Origin of the sequence: Ferrimonas sediminum (genome assembly GCF_900100175.1) — a bacterium.
In the GTDB taxonomy this organism is placed as follows: domain Bacteria; phylum Pseudomonadota; class Gammaproteobacteria; order Enterobacterales; family Shewanellaceae; genus Ferrimonas; species Ferrimonas sediminum.
The window spans coordinates 418,816-441,686 of the sequence record NZ_FNEM01000002.1 but is presented as its reverse complement, the minus strand read 5'-3'; the positions used below and the strand labels follow the sequence as shown (position 1 = coordinate 441,686).

Genomic DNA, 22,871 nt, shown 5'->3' with positions numbered 1-22,871 from the left:
TTTTTATGCCTGTTTTCGGCCGTTGAGATCTAAAAAGCCGCCAGATGGCGGCTTTTGTCGTTGGTGGGCGTTTACTTAACCAGGGTCAATTCGGTCAGTAGGTTGTCGGCGCTGTCGACATTTTCCATCATCCACAACACATAGCGGAAGTCGACGTGGACGGCCCGGGTGATGCTGGGGTTGAAGTACCAGTCCTTGGTGATCGACTCATAGGTCGAGTCGAAATTCAGGCCGACCAGATCGCCGTCGCCGTTGAGGATCGGCGAGCCGGAGTTGCCGCCGGTAGTGTCGACGCTGGAGAGGAAGTTCACCGGCACCGAGCCAAAGTGACCCTCATTATTGGCTTCGGCACAGGGCAGTATGCCGCAGTACCAGGATTGGGTGTTCGCTTTGATGCTGTCTACCGAATAGCTGCCATAGCGCTTGGCCTTGATGGCATCCAGGATCTTCTGCGGCGCATTGAACGGCTCGACACCGGTGTGCTTCTCGACGATCCCCTCCAGTCGGGTGAACGGCTGTTTGTACAGGGCATCGGCGGCCTGGTAGCCATCGACCACGCCATAGCCGATGCGCAGGGTGCCGTTGGCGTCCGGGTAGACCGGCTGGTTTCGGCTGTCGTACCAGGCCAACAGGGCCGACATCATGGCCGGACGCACGGCGGTGATGTCACCGGCCAGAGTCTGACGCTGCTTGCGGTTGGCTTCGTTGGCATCGTACAGGGCCACCGCCATTCGAATGAAGGGGTCATCGCTGGTTTGAAACGCCGACACCGGCTGGGTCATCCACTTAAGGCGCTGACCGCTGTCGTTGAGGCCGGTGTTGGCGTAGGCTTTATCCAGATCCAGGCTGGCCAGCACGGTGTCCAGGGCCGGGGTGCGGTGCGACTGGGCCAGGTAGGCGTCGATGTCCATCTGCCACAGGCCCCGATCCATGCGGGTATGGAAGCTGCGGGTCAGGCGGTTGAGGCGACCCTCAAGCATCTTCATGTCCCGCTCCTGATAGCCTTCCTCACGCTCGGCATCGGGCTTCTGGCGCTCATTGGCCAGTTTGTACAGTCGGTTGGCGGTGTTCAGCAGGGCACTGGACTGGGCGTTTTCGAAGTAGAAAGCGCGCTGCTTGTACTCCCGCTGCTCGGCCAATTTTTGCTCCAGTTGGTCGACTTTTGCCAAGGCGTCGGCGCGGGCCGGATCGGCGTTCAGCCAGGCTTTGAACGCTTGCTCATTGCCACCTTTGATGGCTGGAATGTCGGTTTTGCGGAAGCCGTCCAACAGACCGTTCATCTTCTTCATGCGATTGGCCAGGCTGGCTTTGGTGCCGGCATAGGCGATCTTGATGACGCCGTCCTCGAGGCCATATTGGTCGATCAGATCGATGCGCTGCTGATAGCGGCTGGCCCCGATCGGGTACTGCCAGTTACTGGCAAACTCCAATTCGCTCAGCAGCTTGTGTCTACTGGTGCGACCCGGATAGCCGGCCACCAGCACCCCGTCTCCCTGCTTCACGCCGCTGGCGTTGACCTTGAGGAAACTCTTTGGCTGATAGGGTACGTTGTTTTCGCTGTAGGCGGCCGGTGAACCGTCCGGCGCAACGTAGGCCCGCAGGAAGGTAAAGTCACCACTGTGGCGGGGGTACTCGAAGTTATCGATGTCACCACCGTAGGATCCGACGCTCTGAGGCGGCGCGTACACCAGGCGCACATCGCGAATCATCAGTTGGCGCAACAGGTAGTATTTCTTGCCGCCGTGAAAACTGCGCACATGGCAACGGTAGTTGTCGTTGGACTCGCACTGCTTCAGCAGTGCCTTACGGTTACCCTGAATGGTGTGGTAGCGTTGATAGCCGTCCATGTCGTCGGTAACGCCGGCGTACACCTGTTCAGTAACGTCTTCGATCTTGTCGGTGACGTACAGGCGCTCTTGAGGTCCGGCGGAAGGCTCTTTATCCAGGCTGGTGGCCAGGAAGCCATCATCGAGGTAGTTGTGCTCTTCGTTGCTGTTGAATTGAATGCCCCGGTAGGCACAATGGTGGTTTGTGACAACCAATCCTTTGGGAGAAACGAAGGAGGCAGTACAATACCCCAGTCCTACCACCGCATTCATTGGATACTGATTCAGGTCAGCCAGCTGTTCGGCCGGCAGACGGATGCCGGCTTGCTGAAGCTCATCGCTCAGTTGCGGCATCTGCATGGGGAGCCACTGGCCTTCATTGGCAACAGCGGGCAGGGCCACGGCCAGGCTGAGTGCCAGGGCGGAGACCGAAGAAGAAACTTTGGTTGGCATGGGAGGTCCCTTTATTATTATCATTCCTGTTTGGGCGGTGCGCCCAGAAAGGGGAAATCTTACCAATTTAACGCATTGAGTGTAACGGGTTTAACATGGCAGAAACGCGCCAGCGCGACGACAAACGGCAAAAGACAGTGGATCAGCTGAAGATTCCTCCTCACTCTCTGGAGGCGGAGCAGTCGGTCCTCGGTGGCCTGATGCTGAATAACGACGTCTTCGATCAGGTCGCGGAGCGGGTGGTCAAAGAGGACTTCTACAGCCGCAGCCATCAGTTTATCTATGCCGCCATGTCGCAACTGCTGGAAAACGGCCATCCGCTGGATCTGGTGACCGTCTCCGAAGAGCTCAACCGCCTCGGTGAGCTGGATAATGTCGGGGGGATCGCCTATCTGTCCGACATCTCACGCAACACCCCCAGTGTGGCCAACATCGTCGCCTACGCCGAAATCGTGCGCGAGCGGGCGGTGGTACGCGAGATGATCAAGGTGGCCAATGAGATCGCCGACGCCGGTTTCAATCCCGATGGCCGCGACTCCGGCGCCCTGCTGGATCTGGCGGAAACCAAGGTGTTTAAGATCGCCGAAAGCCGCACCAGTGCCAACGAAGGCCCGGAGAACATCAAGAGCATTCTGGAGAAAACCGTTGATAAGATTGAGGAGCTGTACAGTAACCCTCATAACGGTGTGACCGGGGTCTCCAGCGGTTTCGCGGATCTGGATAAGATGACCGCCGGGTTCCAGCCTTCGGATCTGATCATCGTTGCTGCCCGTCCCTCCATGGGTAAGACCACCTTTGCCATGAACTTGTGTGAGCAGGCGGCCATGAATGAAGACAAGCCGGTGCTGATCTTCTCTCTGGAGATGCCCTCGGAACAGATCATGATGCGTATGTTGGCGTCGCTGGGGCGGGTGGATCAGACCAAGATTCGTACCGGTCAGCTCAATGATGAAGACTGGGCCCGAGTGTCCGGCACCATGGGGCTGATGATGGAGCAGGGCAAGATGTACATCGACGACGGCTCCGGCCTGACTCCCACCGATGTGCGCTCCCGTGCCCGCCGGGTTGCCCGGGAGTACGGCGGCCTGTCGATGATCATGGTGGATTACCTGCAACTGATGCAGGTGCCGGCACTGTCGGACAACCGGACCCTGGAGATCGCCGAGATCTCCCGTTCTCTGAAGGCGTTGGCCAAAGAGCTGAATGTGCCGGTTGTCGCCCTGTCGCAGTTGAATCGCTCGTTGGAGCAACGGGCCGACAAGCGACCGGTGAACTCGGATCTGCGTGAGTCCGGTTCCATTGAGCAGGATGCCGACTTGATTATGTTTATCTACCGGGATGAGGTGTATCACCCCGACACCGCCGAAAAGGGTACCGCGGAGATCATCATCGGTAAACAGCGTAACGGCCCCATCGGTAAGGTGCCGCTGACCTTCCAGGGGATGTTCTCCCGCTTTGATAGCTACGCCGGCGGTGGCTTCGAATACGACGAATAAGGAATCTGCTGTGCGATTCTCCCCTGTGGCTGAGATCAGCCGCCATGCCTTGCTGCATAATCTGGAGCGGCTGCGAAAGCTGGCTCCCCACTCAAAAATCATGGCGGTGGTAAAAGCCAACGCCTATGGCCATGGGTTAACCACCCTGGCCCGCTGGCTGGATCAGGCCGGAGTCAACGGCTTTGGCATGGCCCGGCTGGAGGAGGCCCTGTGTCTACGCAATGAGGGCATCTCTGCCCGGATGTTGCTGCTCGAAGGGGTATTTTCGGAAGAGGATCTGGAGCTGGCGGCGGCCAACAACCTGGAGGTGGCGGTTCACGATGTCGAGCAGGTGGCGATGCTGGAACGGGCGGTGCTCAGCCGTCCGATTCGCATCTGGCTGAAACTGGATACCGGCATGCACCGGTTGGGAATTCAGCCTGAACAGTTCAGTGCTATCTACCGGCGCTTGAGTGCCCTGACCCACCTGGAGGGGGACATTAACTTCATGACCCACTTCGCGGTGGCCGATGAAGCGGAAAACCCGGAGACGGCCCGTCAAATCGCCCTGTTCAACCAACTGACCCGGGATCTTCCCGGCGAACGGACTCTGTCTAACTCTGCCGGTGCCCTGGTGTGGCCGGCGGCGCACGGCAACTGGGTGCGCACCGGGCTGGCACTGTACGGCGGGTCGCCGATGATTGCCGGACGGCCCCAGGATTTCCAGCTGCAGCCGGTGATGACCATGAAAACCGCGGTACTGGCGGTACGTGAGCTTAAGGCCGGTGAGCCGGTGGGCTACGGTCAGAGTTGGCGCAGCGGCCGGGATACCCGTCTGGCGGTGATCGCCATGGGCTATGGTGATGGCTACCCCAGACATGCCGTCAGTGGCACGCCGGTGTTGATTAACGGTCAGCGCTTGCCTCTGGCAGGGCGGGTGTCGATGGACATGATGACGGTGGACATCGGTGACGCCGAGGTGAAAGTGGGCGATCCCGTGGTGCTTTGGGGCAAGGGCTTGCCGGTGGAGGAGATTGCCGAGTGCGCCACCACCATTCCCTATGAGCTGTTGTGCAGCACCACCGCGCGGGTCCAGTATCAGTATGTCGAATAAAAAAAGCGGCCATCGGGCCGCTTTTTTTTGCATTGCTAAGGTCTACTCCCCCAGCATCGCTTCTTTCAGATCGTCATCCAGCGGATCGTCACCGAGCCAGATTCCCAGCAGCACCTGGCGGAAGGTTTCCCCTTCGATGGCCACCAATGATTTGCCGTTCTTACGCAACTCCACGCCTTTTTCCGGCAGCGAGACGATGCGGAATCGATCCCCCTCCTGAACGGGTTCACTGAAGGCGGCGGTGAACTGATCAACCTTATCCTGAATCTGCGGCAGACGGTCACCGGCGGATTGCTCAAACCCCTCCTCCATACTGGCGGTCATCTTCTCTGAGGTGATCATTGAGGAGATGATGTCCAGCTGAATGGCGGCAGCGGATTTGCCTTCCATCAGCTCCTGAGCGGGCAGGCTGTCCTGGTTATACAGGCTGCTGACATACAGCTTCATAAAGAACTTTTTACGAATACCGGCACCCCTGTGTGGCATTTCAATGCCTTGGATATTCAGGGTATCGTCAATATTGACGTCGGCCACAGTTAATGCCCAGCCGGGCGCACTCAGGCACAAAGATAAGGGAAGAACCGCAGTTAACAATTTACGCATGATAGCCACCGATTGATTGGAGGAGATTCGATTAGAGTATATGCTCTAATTTGTTTTTTTTCTGACCTGGATCAATTTTATGTCCGCTGTTGGTGTCGCTTGTATTTGAATTGTTATCAAAAAGCACCCACTCCCGCGTTGTCTTGGTATTGTGGTGGATCACTCTGTTTCCAACCCTTATTCAAGTTGTTTTGATTGGCCTCGTGTTAAAGAATGTGGTTCGATTCACATTGCGTTTACCTTTTTAATGAAGAAATCCATAGCTTGATCTCAGTCACGTTATCTGGTCAGACCTCGAATTAGAGTAAATACACTAATTTTGTTTGGGATAATAAAAAGAGGACGGGTTGGTTATGGGCATACCAATTTCCACCTACATCGTTTCGATGGTTGGCTACATAGTATTTCTACTTGTATTAGTAGAGATGATGAGAAGAACACCAAGATTCACTTTTGCATTTTGGCTGCTCTCTTTACTTACCGCTCCGTTGTGGGCTGATAACTTGGATGGATGGTTCCGCTGGGCCAAAACCGTCAGTGTATTGATTCCGACTGCCATTATTGTGGGCAGTGCGAGGTTGGCTTATCTCTATTACGATAATCCAAACCGAATTCTCAAGTTTTTCCGAAAAGACTGGGTGCTGTGGTGTCTGTATGGCGTCCTGTTCCTGAACATTGCCGAGGCAACCGTTAAGGATCTGGTTACCCAGAACTACTTTAACTTCATTGCCGGTTGTGTGTTGTTGGCCACCATGCCGCTGCCAAAATACAAAAACGGTAAGCGTCAGTACTGGCTGATTGGCAAAGATGCGCCAAACGACCTTCTGTTCTTCTCCACCGCCGCCTGGAACTTCCTCTATACCACCTGGAATATGGCGTTTGTCTACGGCGAGAACCCTGGTTACTTCGCCAGCTCCTTCTGTATTTTGATGGCGGCCGAGCTGTACCCGCTGATTAAAGGCCGGCCTGAGCTGTACATCATTGCCCGAGTCTACACTCTGGCGTTCCACATCCTGGTACGTGCCATGGGCGACCCCTTTGCCGACGTTATGGACTCCACCCACTGGGCCAACGACAACGTGTTGATGTTCTGGGGTGTGGCCAACGCCGTACTGCACATTGCTTACCTGATTTACTACTTCAAGAAGTTCCGTCAGCCCAATGCTGAAGGAGGTAAGGAACCGCCTTATGGCAATCGAACACCGCCGCTGGTAGTGGACGCCAGAACCGAGGAGAGCAGCCCGCTGCTTGAGACGCAAAAGCCTTCGATCGCCTCTGGTCAGAAGCCTGTAACAGCCTAATAGGTAAGGAACGGGGTGGCCACCACCACCCCGTCAGGGAATCGATAGCATGAACAGATTAGTGAAAGCATTTCAGGCGATGATGCTGATGTTGCTGCTGACCCCGGCGGCCATGGCAACGGATCTGGAAGGAGTTGATTTTCAAGACCAGTTGGTTGGTCAGATTTGGCAAGGAACCATGGATGGGGATCCTGGACAAGGAAGTCTTTTTTTCCGCATGGAGTTTGCCGCTGACAACCAGGTTACTGTGACCAAGCAGTACGGTGGTCATAACGTTGTCGAACAGAAGCGCTGGCAGGTTCAAGATCAGCAACTGACCATCACCAGCAGCAGCGGCCAGATCATTAGCGATTTCGATGATGTGTCGATGCCAATGGTGGCGGTTGACCGCTTCCTGTATGAGAAGGGCAATAAGAAGTTTACCGGTCATAAATGGGTACAGGTGCGCGCTTACGCTCATGTGCTGTTCGTCCTGATCGGCCTGATGGTGATGAACGAAATCTGTCGCCGCTACAAATGGCCGACAGTGGTGATCTTCTTTGTTCTGCCGATTGTGCTGATTCCCCTGTGGGCCAGTTATGGCGTCAGCTACTGGTTCAAGTGGGTGAAGCTGTATTCGGTCGTGGGTGCCTGTGTGCTGTTTACGTTGATTCGGTACACCAAGGTCGGAGAGATGAAATGGGCGAAATTCTGTGCGGCGGGCTTCCTGGCTTTGAATATTTCTGAAGCGGTACTTCAGGATTTCAGCATGGGCTATACGGCCAACGTACTGAATGCAATTGGTGGTATTTTCTCCATTATTACCCTGACCGGATGGGCGCAAATTCAGGCGGCTAAAACCAAAGACAAAGACATGGTTTGGCCGGCCATGACCACGTTTTGGATTATCGCCTACGACGTTTGGAACTTTGCGTTTGTTTATTTGAACTTCCCGGGTTCCGCGACCGCTCAATTTATGGTGTTGACCGCAGCGACCATTCCTTCATTGCTTATTACTAAGGGAACTTGGTTGCAGGCTCGAGCGTTTACTCTTGCCCTGTCATTTATGTATTACTTCACCAACCCCGCGATGTACGAAAGTAACGTTGTGATGTTGCCACGTAATGATGAATTGATGCTGGCAATTGGTTTCTTGAGTTTCCTGCTGAACACTATTTTGTTCATTCAGGTATATGGAGCGAAATGGCGTAATTACAGATTACAACAAGAAATGGCTAGTTAGTTTTATTAGGCACTGATTATATAAATACAAAATCTCGATGGAGTTTATGATGAAAAAGACGATTGCTCTCACCTTAGCCGCAATGAGTTTCTGTGCACTGGCAGCGGATGACGCCGTGGAAGACGCCCCCAATATGGGGAGCCCCACTGAAGTGTATACCTATCTGGGTGCGTCTTACGGTACCGAAGGAGCCAACCTGAAAGGGATGATGGCACTGTCGGAAGATAAAGGAGAGTACGCTCAGAAGTCCGGCATCCTGTTTGAGATGAAAAACATCTTCAACGAAGGCGATAAGAACGACAAGTTCGGTGGCATCGCTTATGGTCAGTACCCCGATGGCAGTGTCGGCCCGGTGGGTGTGAAGACCAAGGGTAAGGCCAGCAACCGTTCCTATCGTCTGCGCTATGGCACCATCAATACCAAGAACGGCCTGGGCTTCTCGGTTGACGCCGTGTTTGCGGATCACCCCTTCTTTGGCTCCACCTCGGTGATTCAGGCCGGTCCGGTGGCCACCATTCCCGTGGGCGATAAGATTCTGATCTGGCCCATCCTGTATGTGGGTGGCGTGATCATGGATGACAACATTCAGGATCTGAACCCTGAATGGCCCGACAGCAGCAGCAGCGGCGTCGACATCGCTTCAACCATTGGTACCGCCATGGTGTACGTCAACTGGAAGTTCACCGACAAGTGGTGGATGCTGGCCAGCTACCGCTACACCATGGAGCTGAATGGTAAGTCCTGGGATGACGACGTGATGGATGGCGGTCTGCAGATGGACGCCACCGAGTTTGAAGTGTCTGTCGCTTACCAGTTGACCAAGAAGCAAAACGTGCGTACCTACTACTCGACGGCCAAGAACGACAGCTTCTGGGTTGAGTACAACTACGCCTTCTAATCCACCCCTGTGGGATCTTTGCCGGCTCGGGAGTCGCCGTCTCCTGAGTGTCCGGGCTGGCAAAGAGACCCACTCTCCTTTTCGGTCAATGCCGGGTTCATCCTCACCCGGCGAGAGCTGAAATGGGTGGCCGCCGCTATTAGCGTCCCGGCGGTCACCCCTACCTTGACGAGGTAGCATTATGTTTCTGTTTGAACCCATTCCCTGGTACTCCTGGGCGGCCTTTTTGGGCGTGCTGGTGGCGTTGATTCTGTTGAACGAAATCTCCCGCCGTAGCATGTGGGCCGGTATCGCCTGTTTTATCGTTCTGCCGCTGATTCTGACCTTTACTGTGTGGCCGAAAACCACTTCGGCAGAAGGATCCAGTGTCGGTACCTGGTTCCACTGGGCCAAGGTCTACTCCTCGCTGGCGGGTTGCGTCGGCTTCATGGCCATTCGCTACATCAAAGGAGCGGCGGACAAGAAGTGGGTGCTGATGTTCCCGCCTGCGATCCTGGCGATTAACATCGCCGAGGCCGTCGTTCGCGACTTCCAGTGCTTCAGTTTCAACGGCATGGTGGATGGCATCATGATCACCGGCGGCGTCTGGAACATCATGAATGGCGTGGCCGGCATCCTCAATATCATCGCCATCTGTGGCTGGGCCGGCATCTTCATCAGCAATGACAAGTTCAAGGATATGCTGTGGCCGGACATGCTGTGGTTCTGGATCGTTGCCTACGATCTGTGGAATTTTGCCTACGTCTACAACTGCGTCGGCGATCATGCGTTTTATGCCGGTGGGGCCTTGCTCCTGTCTTGCACCATTCCGGCTTTCTTCATGCGAAAAGGGGCTTGGCTGCAGCACCGGGCTCACACCCTGGGGTTCTGGATGATGTTCGTCATGTGCTTCCCGAGCTTTGTGGATACCTCGATGTTTGCGGTCAAGGCCTCCAACAACCCGCAAGCCCTGTGGTGGGTCTCCGCCATTGCGCTGGCGTCGAATGTGGCCCTGGTGGTGTATCAGTTCCGTCGCATTGCCCAGGCTAAGCTCCACCCTATGAAAGATGAGTTGTATCAGCATCTTCCTGCCTATCAAAAGGTGGCGGCGTCGCGGTAGCGACACCAATAACACCTTAGCTGTATCACGGCCGGCTCGCCTTGCATGGGTCCCAACGAGCCGGCCGTTTCTCTACGCGTCTGTCTGTTGCCGCTCCTAACTCCTGGGTCGATCCCGCCAGTAGTCACACAGGCCGCTGGCTGGGGGGACAGGAGCAGCGCTAGGAGCAGCAAGAGTGCTCGCCGCATCATGATTTATAGTCTTCGCCAGCTGAACAAGCGCGTTGTCGGTCAAACCCATGGAGGTAACTTAGGGGTAATCCTCGGGGCTTTCATCGCTAAAAAAGGTCAGTGGCTGAGTCGTTGGCCGGTGAATGGGCCAGCCCATGCTCCCCTGACGGTGTTGGCGACGACGGATGGACTTGCCCTGGCGGGCGCGAGTGGCCATCATGCCCGGACAAGGATTACGATGGAGTGCCACCATGAACCAGCGCATGCTGACCCTGTCCCCCCGGCCGCGGGGCTTTCACCTGATCACCGACGAGATTGAGGAGGCACTGCCGTTGGCGCAGCTGTCCAGTGGCCTGTTGCACCTGCAGCTGCAACACACCTCGGCCAGCCTGACCCTGAATGAGAACTGCGACCCCACGGTTCGGGGCGACTTCAGCGCCTTCTTTGATCGCCTGGTGCCCGATGGCAGCCCCTATTTTCGCCACGATTATGAAGGCGACGACGACATGCCGGCCCACATTAAGAGCAGCCTGCTGGGCACCAGCTTGTTGCTGCCGGTGCGCCAGGGGCGACTGGGACTGGGGCAGTGGCAGGGGATCTACCTCGGTGAGCACCGGGATCAGGGCGGGGCGCGGCGACTGCTGACCACCCTGATGGGCTGACTCAGCCTCTGTTGGCGGCAATCCTTGTACTGACAAGGAGTTAAGCAGGAAGGCGCCGATCGCCCTTGAGTAGAGGGGCGATTGGCTTTTTTCAGTGTCGCCCGGCTCTGGTATACTCCCGCCCCTGGCCCGGTCGGGCCGCGGGTGGCCGAACAGTGGTGGCCCAGGTTGGCCATCGGTAACTGAATGGTCTGAGTGAAATTGTTATAGGTGTCATGCTCTTGAGTCAGGTTGAACACAACTGCCGGTTTTCCGTTGCCCCCATGCTGGACTGGACCGACCGTCATTACCGCTATTTTGCACGGCTGATGTCCCGTCATACCCTGCTGTACACCGAGATGGTGACCACCGGTGCCATCATCCACGGCAAGGGCGATTATCTGGGCTACAACGAGCAGGAACACCCCCTGGCGCTGCAGTTGGGTGGCAGCGATCCTGCGGATCTGGCTTTGTGTGCCAAGCGGGCGCAGGAGTTGGGGTATGACGAGATCAACCTCAATGTCGGCTGCCCGTCGGATCGGGTGCAAAATGGCCGCTTTGGCGCCTGCCTGATGGCGGAGCCGGAATTGGTGGCCCGGTGTGTGGCTGCCATGCGAGAAGCGGTGGATCTGCCGGTGACGGTGAAGACCCGCATCGGCATCGATGATCAGGACAGCTACGAGTTCCTGACCCAGTTTATCGATACGGTGTCGGCGGCCGGCTGTGACAGTTTTACCATCCATGCACGAAAAGCCTGGTTGTCCGGGCTCAGCCCGAAAGAGAACCGCGAGATCCCGCCGCTGGATTATGAGCGGGCCTACCAGTTGAAGCGGGATTACCCCGCGCTGACCCTGGCGCTAAATGGCGGCATCAAGACCCTGCAGGAGTGCCAGACTCACCTGCAACACCTGGATGGCGTGATGGTCGGGCGTGAGGCCTATCAGAACCCCTACCTGCTGGCCTCCGTGGATACCGAGTTGTACGGTCAGACCACGCCGGTAGTGGAGCGTCAGGCGGTGGTGGAAGCCATGGTGCCTTACATTGAGCGTCACCTGGCCCGTGGCGGCCGGGTGAATCACGTCAGCCGTCATATGCTGGGGCTGTTTAACGGTCTGCCTGGCGCCCGTGGCTGGCGTCGTACCCTGTCCGAAAAAGCGCACCTGGCCGATGCCGGGCCTGGATTGTTGCTGGAGGCGATGGCGTGCATCGGCGAGTTGCCTGCTGACGCCTGAGTTACCGAGTTAACAACGCCGCCAGTCCGGCGGCGTTTTTGATCGCCAACTGATCTGCGTGCCTTTCGGCGATTCCCTGAGCAACGGGAATAGCCTCGCTGGCGAGTTTAACCATCGGTTGGTGAAACTCGCCACATTCCTCCCTACTTCCCCATATCCGCACTAGCCCGTCGCGGTCGATTTTATAATAACCTTTTCATATCAGTGGTTTAAAAGTTGGCACGCTGATTGAATAACCATCAGTGTCATTAACCAACATCCTAAATGGAGCAACTCATGGAAGGTTCAATCAAAGTGAAGTCCCTGCTGTCGGTATCCCTGGTCACCCTGATGATGGTGTCTGGTGCTGCGGTTGCAAACCCACAAGATGAGATTGAACAGGGAGTCGAGCAGTTCGTGTCTTCCCAGATCTCATCCCTGCGGTTGGACATCGCCGCGCAACTCGATGGTGAGCTGAAGTCTGAGGCATCCCGCAGTATTGCCGAGATGTGTACCGAACTGGTGCTGATCACCGATCACAGCAACTTGACCGCTTCCAACAGTCAGTTCGGAGACGATGAATGATCGCCGGCTGGACCCCCGCGCTGCTGTGCTTGCTGCCGGTAGCCGGGTGGGGCGTCAGCGCCCTGGGCGTGTGGTGGTATCAATCTCGACACTAAGGAGAGCAACATGAGCAGTCGATTAATGCGGGACCCTGCAAAGGGGTGGGTGGCTGGATTATTTGCCGGCCTGTGTGAGCACTGGGGCCTGAATCTGTTTTGGTGCCGGGTGGTGTTCGCGGTCTATCTGATGATAGAGCCTGTTTCCGCAACCTTGATCTACATTGTGGCATCCCTGCTGATGCCAAAGCGGCGATGCCGGTATTACTGATTATCCTGCTGGTGGTGTGCCTGGTCATGGTCACCATCACGGACGCCACCGCCATGGTCTGGTGGTGGCAGGACTACGGAACGCCGTCACTGCTGCTGGTGGCGATTCTGCTGCTGGCGTGCTGGGTGTGGCAGCGAAGCCGGTAGTGTCAATTTCGGCGGAGTCCCTATCGCCCTCTCAGGGGCCCCGCCACCTTAATGCATCAATGGGCCATTATCTGTTGATCAGCGCACCGACCACCTGATGAGTCTCATCGCGGCTCAGGCGCTCGGCCACCTAAATGCAGCATTGGCCATTATTTGTTGATCAGCGCGCCAATCACACGGCGGGTCTCATCACTGGCCAGGCGCTCGGCCAGGGCCGCAAACTCCGCCTGCATGACCTGACCCATTTGAGGTTGGGACAGCTTCAGCAGCGCCTTGGCCTGTTGCATCGCTTCGGGCGGCCGGGCGGCAAATTTCTGTGCGTACTCCATGGCCAGACTCATCAGTTGATCCGCCGGACAGCTGTAGTTGACCAGACCTACCGCCTTGGCTTTGTCGACTCCGAAGGGTTCGCCCAGCAGCAGCAGTTCCGAGGCCAGCGGACCACCGCACATCTGCGGGATCAATGTGCTGGAGGCCGCTTCCGGGACGATGCCGATATTGACAAAGGGCAGGACAAATTTGGCGTTGTCGGCGGCGATGACCATGTCACAGTGGGGAAGCAGGGTACTGCCGACGCCGACGGCACTGCCGGCCACCGCGGCGATCAGCGGCTTCTTCAGGGTCGGTAGCGTCTTGATGAAGCGCACCGCTTCATTCTCCTCACCGAAGTCTGAATCGAGAAAGGAGGACAGGTCGTTGCCGGCGGTGAAGCAGTCTTCCTGGCCACGGATCAGGTAGGCGCGCACTTCGGGATCGTCATCGGCCTGTTGCAAGTGTGTTGTCAGACTGCAATACATCTCTTGAGTCAGTGCGTTACGCTTGTCCGGACGATTGATGGTCAGTACCATGACATGACCGTCACGGGACAATTCTATGGTGGATGCCATAACAGTTCCTTTCCGTGGAGGTGAGTATTTTTTATACCAAGGAAGTGTAAGGTAAGCCATATGAAATTCAAACAACTGTTTGCTTGGTCGGCGTTACTGCTGGCGACACCGCTGTTTGCCCAGGTTGAGATTGTCCAGGGAATGGTCAGAGAGATGCCACCGGGCGTGCCCAATACCGCCGCCTATATGACGCTGATCAATCACGGCGAAGATACCGCCCTGGTGGGGGCGAGTTGTGATCTGGCCGGCAAGACCGAGATCCATACCATGCTGACCGAAAATGGCATGATGAAGATGCGGCGCATCGAAAAGGTCGCGTTGCCGAAAGAGAAAGAGGTTAAGCTTCAGCAAGGTGGCGATCACCTGATGTTGCTGGCCATACACCATACGCCCAAGGCCGGTCAGCAGGTGACTTGCCAGTTGTCCTTCGAGAATGGCAGTCGCCAACAGGTGCAGCTGCCGGTGGTCGCTATGAAGGCACATGGGACCCACCACAATCACTAAGTAGGGAGTTCATGATGGTTGCATTGAATCGCAAGTGGGTGATCGGGTCCACAGTAGGCCTGGTATTGTTGGGGTGGCTGATCGCCGTATGGTGGAGCATTGAGCCGGACGCCATTGAGTATGCGCAGTTGCGCAGCGAACCACAGGTCACGGGTTATGCCACGACCACCGCCGCCATCCTGATTACCGAAACCCTGCTAAATAAGCCCGGCGGCTTCCTGTCCAACGACAAATTGCCACCGTCGGTGCTGATGGATAACATGCCGGCGTTTGAGTTTGGCGCCCTGGAGCAGGTGCGCGATCTGACGCTGGTGATGCGTAAAGACCTGTCTCGGTCCCAGTCTCAGTCTACCGCCGATCCGGATCTGCAGAAGGCACAGCCCAAATTCAATATCGATCATCGCAGCTGGATCATCCCCTCCGCTGAGTCCCAGTACCGGGAGGGGGCGGCATCGCTGCGTGCCTACCGGGATCGCATCAGTGACCCCACCCAGCCGACGGCGCAGTTCTACGCCCGTGCCGATAACCTGGTGGCATTGCTGGATCAGGTGGACAAGCGGCTGGGCAGCCTGTCACAACGGCTGTCCGCCAGTGTCGGCCAGAGCCGACTGAATACCGACTTGGCCGGAGACAGCTCCGCCAGCAGTTCCACCCTGACCGTCAGCGACCAGATCGTCAAAACCAGCTGGTGGAAAATCGACGACGTGTTCTACGAGTCTCGTGGCAGCTGCTGGGCATTGTTGGGGATCATGCGGGCGGTCGAGCTGGATTTTGAACAGGTTTTGGAAAAGAAAAACGCCACCGTCAGCTTGCAACAGATCATTCGTGAACTGGAGGCCACTCAGGAAACCGTCTGGAGTCCGATGGTACTCAATGGCAGTGGCTTTGGAATTGTGGCCAACCATTCGTTGGTGATGGCCAACTACATCAGTCGTGCCAATGCCGCACTGATTGACTTAAAACAGTTGTTAACTCAAGGGTAAATAGACAATGCGTGTAAAACTAAGTCTGGCAGCCGCCGCAATTGCCTCGTTGATCTCCGTGGGCGCCCACGCCGATGCACTGGGCGTAAAAGTGGGGCTGGATCTGCAGCAGAGCAGCGTTGATGGCAATGTGCACGGCAGCGGTGCCGGCTGGGACGACAGCTACCGCTTCAGCGGTTATGTGGCGTTTGAGCACTTCATTCCACTGGTGCCGAACGTGATGATTCGTCACAATCAGCAGGAAGCCGACGGCAGTGGTTCTCTGAGTGCGGATCTGACCAACACCGATTTCATTGCCTATTATGAGCTGCTGGACAACGGCGCCGTCGAGCTGGACTTGGGCGCCAACTACCGCATCTACAGCGGTAAGCTTAACGACGGTGGCTTCAACAGCGATGATCTCGACGACGGTATCCTGCTGGTATACGCCAAAGGGCAGGTTAACCTGGTCGGAACCGGCCTGTTTATCTACACCGACCTGTCTGTGGGCTCGTACGACGACAAGGACATCAGTGATTACCAACTGGGCCTGGGATGGGAGCTGGACATGCTGCCCCTGAACCTGGCAGTGAAGGGCGGTTATCGCCAGCACAGCTTTGACGTCAGTCGTTGGGGAACCAACGCCGATCTGGAGTTTTCCGGGGTGTTTGCCGGTGTCGAACTCAGCTTCTGAGTCCAGACTCAAGACATAAAAAAACCGCCCTCGGGCGGTTTTTTTGTGGGTGATGAACCTGGGTTTATTTCAGACCCTTGTTGATCATCTGCACGTCTTCTGCACTCAGGGTGCCGGCCGCTTGTTTCAGTGACAGCACCGCCAGAATGTAGTTGTAACGGGCGTCGGCAAGCTGCTGCTTGGCGCTGTACAACTGACGGGTGGAGGTCAGCACTTCAACAATGGTCCGGGTTCCCACTTCAAAGCCGGCTTCGGTGGCTTTCAGGGCGCTTTCCGCAGAGACCACGGATTGCTCATAGGCACGGATGGTGCTCATGGAGGCGTTGACGTTGTTGAGGCTGTTACGCAGGCTGCGTACCACGGAGCGGTGGGACTCCTCCAGTGCCTGGGAGGAAGCCACGAAGTTGTACTTCGCCTGTTCAACCTGGCTGCTGACGGAGAAACCCTGGAAAATCGGTACGCTCAGCTGCAACGCCACATTGCCGGTGGTGTCATTGCTGATGCTGCCAATCCGATCGTCCTCGCTGAATGACTTGGTCACGCCGGCGCTCAGGCCCAAGCTTGGCAGGTGGCCGGTTTTGGCCAGGTTGATCTGCTCTTTGGCGATGTCCACACCCAGACGACGGCTCAACAGCTCCAGGCTGCTCTCTTCACCCAGGGCAAGCCAGGCTTCGTGCGTGGAGGGGGTCGGTGTGGACGGGCTGAAACGCTGGGTGTCCAGTACCGCCAGATCGGTGTGCGGAATGCCGGTGATTTCACGCAGGCCTTCATAGCTGTTTTCCAGCGTATTTTGAGCGTTGATCTCTTCGGCGACCGCCAGATCGTACTGCGCCTGTGCTTCATGCACATCGGTAATGGCCGTCAGGCCTACGGCGAACCGCTGCTTGGTCTGTTCCAACTGGCGCTCAATGGCCCGTTTGTTGGCCTGAACAAACTCCAGGGCATCCTGGGCCGACAGCACGTCGAAATAGGCCTGAGACACACGGACCACCAGGTTCTGCACCGCCAGAGCGTAGTTGGCATCGGACTGAGAGGCGCTCTTCTCTGACAACGCCAGATTGACGTAGTTGGCGTGGTCGTAGATGCTCTGGTTCAACGACAGACCAGCGTTGCCGCTGCCGCCGTCGTCGGTCTGTTCGCCCAAATCATCAAACCAGTTGAAACCGTAGCCCAATGAGCCACTGATTTGTGGCAGCAACGAGGCTCGGCTTTGATCGATGGCTTCGAACGCCGCATCCCGAGTGGCTTTGGCTTGCAGCAGTACCGGGTCCTTGGTAAGAGCTTGTTGGTAGATCTGGTACAGATCGTCCGCTTGGGCTGGCAGGGTCGCACTGGCCAGGCCAAGCGCAATGGTCATTGCACGAAATTTGAATCGCATTTCAAATCCTTAAAGTAAATACAAAGCTAGCCTGCACCTATGGCAAGCTATATTTCCGGGCTGGGAAAACCCGCTATTCCCAAGACGACCTTGACTTTGACAAGCTTAGTAAACTGAATTGAGCCTAGGTAAGTCAATCATTTTACTTCGATAAGTGTAACAGGTTATGGAACCAGACAGCTTGCAACAATTCACCAAACACAGGGGAGAGTGATGAATAACGCCGTACCGACACAGTTATCCGTTGAAAGTATTGATATTTTGGACAAAAAGGTGGTGTACCAGGGCTTTTTCAAGGTGGTTGAGCTGACGCTGCGTCATCCGCTGTTTGAGGGCGGTCAGAGTGAGCCGGTGACTCGGGAAGTGTTTGAGCGGGGTAATGCGGTGGTGGTGCTGCCTTACGATCCGGTTCGGGATCGGGTGGTGCTGATTGAACAGCTGCGGGTGCCGGCCATCGGCAATGCCGATTCCCCCTGGCTCTACGAGTTGGTGGCTGGAATGATGGACGATGGGCAATCGGTGCTTGAGGTCGCGGCCAGAGAGCTGATGGAGGAAACCGGCCTCCGTGCCAGCAGACTGACCCAGGTGGGCAGCCATCTCTCTTCTCCCGGAGGCAGTTCGGAGCGGCTGTTCCTGGTGTTGGCAGAGGTAGACAGCGACCAGGCGTCCGGCGTACACGGACTGTCCCACGAACATGAAGACATTCGAGTGTTGGTGTTGCCCCGCGCCGACGCCTATCAATGGGTCGAGCAGGGAAGAATAGACAATGCCAGCAGCGTGATTGGGCTACAATGGCTTGAGCTGAATCGTCACAAACTGGAGCACCGAATCGACCATGGCTAAAGGCCGCCACTCGCTGGCAAAGCTGCATGCACTCTATGGCCGCAACTACCTGAGGCTGTTGCCTCTGGTACCCGAGACCGTGTCAGAAGGGCAGCACTGGCACCTGAACCTGGCGCCCAATGTGGAGCTGGGCTTCTGTTTGCTGGAACAAACTCGCTACACCCAGGTTTTACAGATTCAGCGCTGGTTGCCTTCCAGCGCCTGGCTGACTCTGCCGACGATGTCGGTTAGGATGTACCACGATGCTCAGCTTGCAGAAGTGTTAAGTGGTCAACAGATCTCTGGACTGTGGCCGGTATATGATTGGAAGACTGCCAAATTGTTACTTGCTCGGGACAGGTTCCAGACTAACCTGTTTCTGGCCGAGATATTGGAATGTTTAGCGCCCCACCGGCTGAAATCGATGGCGGCTGTAGTTAGGGAGTAAACCGGCCCTTGAGTGTTCGAGCCAAGGCATTGACGTTCCCTGCCCACAGGCAGGATGTTTGCATCGCACAAATTTCTGATCCCCACCTGTTTGCCGATAAAGGGGCGGAGTTTCTGGGCCTGAATCCCTGGAACAGCTTCGAGGCGGTGTTGAAACAGGTGGCACAGGAGCCGATCGATATGGTGATCGCCTCCGGTGACATCAGCCAGGATCACAGTATCGGCGCCTACCGAAATTTTGCGGACGCCGTGAGTCAACTGGGCCTGCCGGCGACCGCCCTGCCGGGCAATCACGATGCCTTCGACCGCATGGAGCAGGGGCTGGCGGGCAGTGACATCATGCTCGATCGGCGTATCATCCTCGGCCGTTGGCAGCTGTTGCAGCTCGACAGCACGGTACTGGGATTGCCGGGCGGCCACCTTAACCATCACCGGCTGGAGTGGCTGGAAGCGGTATTGACCCATTCCTCGGCTTACCACACGGTGATCGCCCTGCATCACCACCCTTTGGATACCGGTTGTACCTGGCTGGATCAGCACCGTCTCGACAACGGACCTGAGTTTAATGCATTGATTCAGCGGTTCGAGACCGTTAAAGGGGTGATCTGGGGACACGTGCATCAGCAGATGGATCAACGCGTTGGTGGCATTCGAATGATGGCGGCGCCCTCGACCTCGATTCAGTTTCGCCCCCATTGCCATGACTTTACCCTGGACCACCTGCAACCGGGCTACCGTTTGCTGACCCTGGGTGCCGATGGTAGCATCGACACCCAAGTGAAACGTTTGCCTGGTGATCAGTTCCAACCGGACAGGACTGCATCGGGCTATTAGGCAAGGGACCTATGCTGCTCTATATCCACGGTTTCAACAGCTCCCCTCAATCTGAAAAGGCGATGCAGGTGCGGCGTTATCTGGAGCGCCATCATCCGCACGAGCCCCTGGCGATCCCCAGGCTGGCGACTACCCCGACAGATGCCATGGATCAGTTGGAGGCTCTGGTGGCTCCGGCGGTGGCGGTGGGAGAGCCCCTGAGATTGCTGGGCAGCTCCCTGGGAGGATACTTTGCCAGTTACCTGGCTCAGAAGCACGGCGGAAAGGCGGTGTTGATCAACCCGGCGGTGCGTCCTTATGAGTTGCTGCAGGAGTATCTGGGGCCACAACAGAACCCCTATACCCAGGAGCACTTTGAAGTGCTTCCTGAGCATATGACCCAGCTTAAGGCGCTGGACACACAGGTGATTACCGAGCCGCAGCAGTTTTTGGTGCTGCTGCAAAGCGGCGATGAGGTGCTCGATTATCGCCAAGCCGTCGATAAGTACCACCATTGTCAGATGGTGGTGGAGGCGGGCGGTGACCACAGCTTTGTGAATTTTGAGCGGCAGTTGCCCGACGCCTGCCGGTTCCTGGAACTGGCTTGATTGCCAGTGATCGCACTCTGTACTATGACCCTTAGTAAAATCGAATTGGATCCCTAGATGACAACTCAATATACCTCTGATGCCATTGAGGTTCTGAATGGACTGGAGCCGGTTAAGCGGCGTCCGGGAATGTACACCGACACCACCCGTCCCAACCACCTTGGGCAGGAAGTGATCGACAACAGTGTTGATGAAGCCCTGGCCGGCCATGCCAGCTCCATTCAGATCATCCTTCATAAAGACCAGTCTTTGGAAGTGATCGATGATGGCCGGGGGATGCCGGTGGACATTCACCCGGAAGAGGGGGTCCCGGGGATCGAGTTGATCATGTGCAAATTGCACGCCGGTGGTAAGTTCTCCAACCAGAATTATCAGTTCTCAGGCGGCTTGCACGGGGTGGGGATCTCGGTGGTGAATGCCTTGTCCACCCGGGTTGAGGTCAGTGTCCGCCGCGACGGTCAGGTGCATGAAATCGCCTTTGAACACGGGGATAAGGTTCAGGATCTGGAGGTAACCGGCACCTGTGGTCGCCGCAACAGCGGCACCCGGGTTCATTTCTGGCCGGATCCCAGCTACTTTGATTCCGCCAACTTCTCGGTTGCGAGAATGACCCACCTGCTGCGGGCCAAGGCGGTGCTGTGTCCGGGGCTGAGAATCAAGTTTGACAATAAGGTTGCCGGCGAAGTGACCGAGTGGTACTTCGAGGATGGCCTCAAAGACTACCTGTATGACTCGGTCAAGTCGTGGCCGATGCTGCCGGAAATCCCGTTTACCGGTGCATTTTCTGCCAACAATGAAGCCGTTGACTGGGCACTGGTGTGGCAGCCGGAAGGCGGTGAGTCGATCACCGAGAGTTACGTCAACCTGATTCCCACCGCGCAGGGAGGCACCCACGTTAATGGTCTGCGCCAGGGGTTGCTGGAGGCGCTGCGGGAGTTTTGCGAGTTTCGCAACCTGATGCCAAGAGGCATCAAGCTGGCACCGGAAGACATCTGGGACAGGGTCAGCTACATCCTGTCCACCAAGATGCAGGATCCCCAGTTCGCCGGCCAGACTAAGGAGCGTCTGTCCTCCCGTCAGTCCGCCGCATTCATCTCCGGCGTAGTGCGGGATGCATTCAGTCTGTGGCTCAATGAGCACACCGAGCAGGCAGAGGCGATCGCCGAGTTTTGTATCTCCAGTGCCCAGACGCGCCTGCGAAAAGCCAAAAAAGTGGCCCGCAAGAAGATCACCTCGGGTCCAGCCCTGCCCGGAAAGCTGACCGATTGCACCACCACCGAGCCGATGCGGGGGGAGCTGTTTCTGGTGGAGGGGGACTCCGCCGGCGGCAGTGCCAAGCAGGCCAGGGATCGGGATTTTCAGGCAATCATGCCGCTACGGGGCAAAATACTGAATACCTGGGAGGTCGATGCTTCCCAGGTGCTGGCGTCTCAGGAGGTACACAACATCTCCATCGCCCTGGGCATGGATCCGGACTCCGAGGATCTGTCCGGTTTGCGCTATGGTAAGGTGTGCATCCTTGCCGATGCCGACTCCGACGGTCTGCACATCGCCACCCTGCTGTGTGCCCTGTTTGTGAAGCACTTCCGCACCCTGGTGGAGCACGGACACGTGTACGTGGCCATGCCGCCTCTGTTCCGTATCGATGTGGGTAAAGAGGTGCATTACGCCCTGGATGACAGCGAGCGTCAGGGCATTCTGGATCGCATCGCCGCCGAGAAGAAGCGCGGCAAGGTGCAGGTGACCCGGTTTAAGGGCTTGGGTGAGATGAACCCGGGACAGTTGCGGGAAACCACCATGGATCCCAACACCCGTCGCCTGGTGCAGTTGACCGTGGACGATCAACAGGCGACAGAGGCGCTGATGGACATGTTGCTGGCGAAAAAGCGGGCCGGCGACCGTAAGAGTTGGCTGGAGAGCAAGGGCGACCTGGCGGCACTGGAGAACTGATTGCGCCGGGATGTCACCAGAAAAGGGTCGCCAACGGCGGCCCTTTTCGATCGGTAGGGGTTACCAGGCGGTGCGCTTTTTGCAGTCCATAAAATTGAGGGCGCTGACTACACCACTGGACCAGTCCTCGGCCAGCTCACGCTTTTCATGGGCGACCTGCACTACGCATTTGGAAAAGCTGCCTCCCAGTTCGCTGCGCAGGGATTTGGCCGGGTAGGACAGACGGGCTGCCACCACCTGATGGAGTGGCATGCGCCAGTGCACCAGGCTGCCGTCGGGTTCTTGGGTAACGGCGGTGGTTTCATTGACCCAGCCGCTGTCTTTGACGAGATCTTCCAGTTTTGGGCGGCGCGGCGTTGAAGGGCTGTTTTTATCTAATGTATTGATTACGCTTTGCATGGTTTTTACCCACCTTGTTGAGTGCTGGCGTATTAATAGCAAACCGGAGTTGGCGGATTCTGTCACCAGCTCACACTAATGGATCTGCGGTTTTTTTAACCTTCCTTTCTGTGCTTGCGGTCACTGGGTTCAGCTTGTGATGGTGGTTGCGGTCACGTTTTTGTGGTTTTTTGTGACTCGGAAAAATTGCAAAATAATCAGAAATTATTGATGTTAACCTTCCAATTATAATAAATGTTGAAGATCTGCCGATCGGGAAACGCAATGCTGGTTATCTGTGGTTGGTTTTTTCTTAACATACCGATAAAAAAAAGCCGTCAGCAGGTTCAGCCTGAGCATGTATGCATATTCATCAAA

25 protein-coding genes are annotated in these 22,871 nt (G+C 56.6%); 19 read left to right on the top strand and 6 right to left on the bottom strand.

The annotated features are described in order from the left end of the window. Positions 1 to 71 precede the first annotated feature (71 nt). On the bottom strand, positions 72 to 2,279 hold the full coding sequence (locus BLT77_RS04270; RefSeq protein WP_090362576.1) for a S46 family peptidase: 2,208 nt from the start codon (positions 2,277 to 2,279) through the stop codon (positions 72 to 74). Between the two features lie 95 nt (positions 2,280 to 2,374). On the opposite strand from BLT77_RS04270, the gene dnaB reads away from it, so the two are divergent. Together dnaB and alr are read left to right on the top strand one after the other, a co-directional pair. Next, positions 2,375 to 3,775 carry a replicative DNA helicase gene (gene dnaB, locus BLT77_RS04265; RefSeq protein WP_090362572.1) on the top strand — a complete coding sequence of 467 codons (1,401 nt, stop codon included), beginning with the start codon at positions 2,375 to 2,377 and terminating at the stop codon, positions 3,773 to 3,775. 10 nt (positions 3,776 to 3,785) lie between these two features. Then, positions 3,786 to 4,868 carry an alanine racemase gene (gene alr, locus BLT77_RS04260; protein WP_090362569.1) on the top strand — a complete coding sequence of 361 codons (1,083 nt, stop codon included), beginning with the start codon at positions 3,786 to 3,788 and terminating at the stop codon, positions 4,866 to 4,868. Positions 4,869 to 4,910: 42 nt separating this feature from the next. On the opposite strand, the gene BLT77_RS04255 is transcribed toward alr, so the two are convergent. After that, complete coding sequence (locus BLT77_RS04255) at positions 4,911 to 5,471, bottom strand: chalcone isomerase family protein (RefSeq protein WP_090362566.1); 561 nt, start codon at positions 5,469 to 5,471, stop codon at positions 4,911 to 4,913. 503 nt (positions 5,472 to 5,974) lie between these two features. Here BLT77_RS04255 and BLT77_RS04250 point away from each other — a divergent pair. The 4 genes from BLT77_RS04250 (at position 5,975) to BLT77_RS04235 (ending at position 9,991) form a co-directional block, all read left to right on the top strand. Continuing rightward, positions 5,975 to 6,772: a hypothetical protein gene (locus BLT77_RS04250; protein ID WP_245709866.1), complete on the top strand. Its 798-nt coding sequence runs from the start codon at positions 5,975 to 5,977 to the stop codon at positions 6,770 to 6,772. A gap of 49 nt (positions 6,773 to 6,821) precedes the next feature. Beyond that, a complete protein-coding gene (locus tag BLT77_RS04245; RefSeq protein WP_245709865.1) occupies positions 6,822 to 7,994 on the top strand; it encodes a DUF5692 family protein in 1,173 nt (390 codons plus the stop codon). Positions 7,995 to 8,040: 46 nt separating this feature from the next. Next, positions 8,041 to 8,892 (top strand): hypothetical protein, encoded by an 852-nt coding sequence (locus BLT77_RS04240; protein ID WP_245709864.1) that lies wholly within the window; start codon positions 8,041 to 8,043, stop codon positions 8,890 to 8,892. Between the two features lie 181 nt (positions 8,893 to 9,073). Further along, on the top strand, positions 9,074 to 9,991 hold the full coding sequence (locus tag BLT77_RS04235; protein ID WP_090362560.1) for a DUF5692 family protein: 918 nt from the start codon (positions 9,074 to 9,076) through the stop codon (positions 9,989 to 9,991). A 249-nt stretch (positions 9,992 to 10,240) separates the two neighbouring features. Here the strand turns inward: BLT77_RS04235 and BLT77_RS19965 are convergent, their stop codons facing one another. Beyond that, positions 10,241 to 10,426: a hypothetical protein gene (locus tag BLT77_RS19965; RefSeq protein WP_143026551.1), complete on the bottom strand. Its 186-nt coding sequence runs from the start codon at positions 10,424 to 10,426 to the stop codon at positions 10,241 to 10,243. Between BLT77_RS19965 and BLT77_RS04230 the strand changes: the two genes are divergently transcribed. The 5 genes from BLT77_RS04230 to BLT77_RS20180 all read left to right on the top strand — a co-directional run bounded on the left by BLT77_RS04230 (position 10,413) and on the right by BLT77_RS20180 (position 13,050). Further along, positions 10,413 to 10,823, top strand: coding sequence for a secondary thiamine-phosphate synthase enzyme YjbQ (locus BLT77_RS04230; protein ID WP_090362557.1), 411 nt, complete (start codon positions 10,413 to 10,415; stop codon positions 10,821 to 10,823). The genes BLT77_RS19965 and BLT77_RS04230 overlap by 14 nt on opposite strands. Before the next feature lie 215 nt (positions 10,824 to 11,038). Further along, entirely contained in the window at positions 11,039 to 12,034 is a 996-nt protein-coding gene (gene dusA, locus BLT77_RS04225) for a tRNA dihydrouridine(20/20a) synthase DusA (protein WP_090362554.1), read from the top strand. Between the two features lie 276 nt (positions 12,035 to 12,310). Then, a complete protein-coding gene (locus BLT77_RS04220; RefSeq protein ID WP_090362551.1) occupies positions 12,311 to 12,598 on the top strand; it encodes a hypothetical protein in 288 nt (95 codons plus the stop codon). A 105-nt stretch (positions 12,599 to 12,703) separates the two neighbouring features. After that, the gene (locus BLT77_RS04215) at positions 12,704 to 12,904 is read left to right on the top strand and encodes a PspC domain-containing protein (protein WP_028114405.1); all 201 of its coding nucleotides are present in this window, start codon (positions 12,704 to 12,706) and stop codon (positions 12,902 to 12,904) included. Beyond that, positions 12,889 to 13,050, top strand: a complete 162-nt coding sequence (locus BLT77_RS20180) for a hypothetical protein (protein WP_176819175.1) — start codon at positions 12,889 to 12,891, stop codon at positions 13,048 to 13,050. The genes BLT77_RS04215 and BLT77_RS20180 overlap by 16 nt, the downstream gene beginning before the upstream one ends. 149 nt (positions 13,051 to 13,199) lie before the next feature. On the opposite strand, the gene BLT77_RS04210 is transcribed toward BLT77_RS20180, so the two are convergent. Next, the gene (locus BLT77_RS04210) at positions 13,200 to 13,937 is read right to left on the bottom strand and encodes an enoyl-CoA hydratase/isomerase family protein (RefSeq protein WP_090362548.1); all 738 of its coding nucleotides are present in this window, start codon (positions 13,935 to 13,937) and stop codon (positions 13,200 to 13,202) included. Between the two features lie 60 nt (positions 13,938 to 13,997). Between BLT77_RS04210 and BLT77_RS04205 the strand changes: the two genes are divergently transcribed. Genes BLT77_RS04205 through BLT77_RS04195 form a run of 3 tightly spaced genes read left to right on the top strand, consistent with a single transcriptional unit; the run spans position 13,998 to position 16,097 of the window. Continuing rightward, a complete protein-coding gene (locus BLT77_RS04205) occupies positions 13,998 to 14,441 on the top strand; it encodes a copper chaperone PCu(A)C (protein ID WP_090362545.1) in 444 nt (147 codons plus the stop codon). Between the two features lie 14 nt (positions 14,442 to 14,455). Further along, positions 14,456 to 15,424, top strand: coding sequence for a DUF2333 family protein (locus BLT77_RS04200; protein WP_090362542.1), 969 nt, complete (start codon positions 14,456 to 14,458; stop codon positions 15,422 to 15,424). 7 nt (positions 15,425 to 15,431) lie between these two features. Continuing rightward, positions 15,432 to 16,097 carry a TIGR04219 family outer membrane beta-barrel protein gene (locus BLT77_RS04195; RefSeq protein WP_090362539.1) on the top strand — a complete coding sequence of 222 codons (666 nt, stop codon included), beginning with the start codon at positions 15,432 to 15,434 and terminating at the stop codon, positions 16,095 to 16,097. Positions 16,098 to 16,161: 64 nt separating this feature from the next. On the opposite strand, the gene tolC is transcribed toward BLT77_RS04195, so the two are convergent. Next, on the bottom strand, positions 16,162 to 17,475 hold the full coding sequence (gene tolC, locus BLT77_RS04190) for an outer membrane channel protein TolC (protein WP_090362537.1): 1,314 nt from the start codon (positions 17,473 to 17,475) through the stop codon (positions 16,162 to 16,164). A 213-nt stretch (positions 17,476 to 17,688) separates the two neighbouring features. On the opposite strand from tolC, the gene nudF reads away from it, so the two are divergent. Genes nudF through parE form a run of 5 tightly spaced genes read left to right on the top strand, consistent with a single transcriptional unit; the run spans position 17,689 to position 22,115 of the window. Continuing rightward, positions 17,689 to 18,318 (top strand): ADP-ribose diphosphatase, encoded by a 630-nt coding sequence (gene nudF, locus BLT77_RS04185; RefSeq protein WP_090362534.1) that lies wholly within the window; start codon positions 17,689 to 17,691, stop codon positions 18,316 to 18,318. Next, on the top strand, positions 18,311 to 18,745 hold the full coding sequence (locus BLT77_RS04180) for a DUF1249 domain-containing protein (protein WP_090362531.1): 435 nt from the start codon (positions 18,311 to 18,313) through the stop codon (positions 18,743 to 18,745). The genes nudF and BLT77_RS04180 overlap by 8 nt, the downstream gene beginning before the upstream one ends. Before the next feature lie 8 nt (positions 18,746 to 18,753). Then, complete coding sequence (gene cpdA, locus BLT77_RS04175) at positions 18,754 to 19,578, top strand: 3',5'-cyclic-AMP phosphodiesterase (RefSeq protein ID WP_245709863.1); 825 nt, start codon at positions 18,754 to 18,756, stop codon at positions 19,576 to 19,578. 11 nt (positions 19,579 to 19,589) lie between these two features. Further along, a complete protein-coding gene (locus BLT77_RS04170) occupies positions 19,590 to 20,165 on the top strand; it encodes a YqiA/YcfP family alpha/beta fold hydrolase (RefSeq protein ID WP_090362524.1) in 576 nt (191 codons plus the stop codon). A gap of 57 nt (positions 20,166 to 20,222) precedes the next feature. Next, on the top strand, positions 20,223 to 22,115 hold the full coding sequence (parE, locus tag BLT77_RS04165; protein WP_090362521.1) for a DNA topoisomerase IV subunit B: 1,893 nt from the start codon (positions 20,223 to 20,225) through the stop codon (positions 22,113 to 22,115). A gap of 60 nt (positions 22,116 to 22,175) precedes the next feature. Here parE and BLT77_RS04160 read toward each other — a convergent pair whose 3' ends face one another. Then, positions 22,176 to 22,514 carry a hypothetical protein gene (locus tag BLT77_RS04160; RefSeq protein ID WP_090362518.1) on the bottom strand — a complete coding sequence of 113 codons (339 nt, stop codon included), beginning with the start codon at positions 22,512 to 22,514 and terminating at the stop codon, positions 22,176 to 22,178. Positions 22,515 to 22,871: the final 357 nt, after the last annotated feature.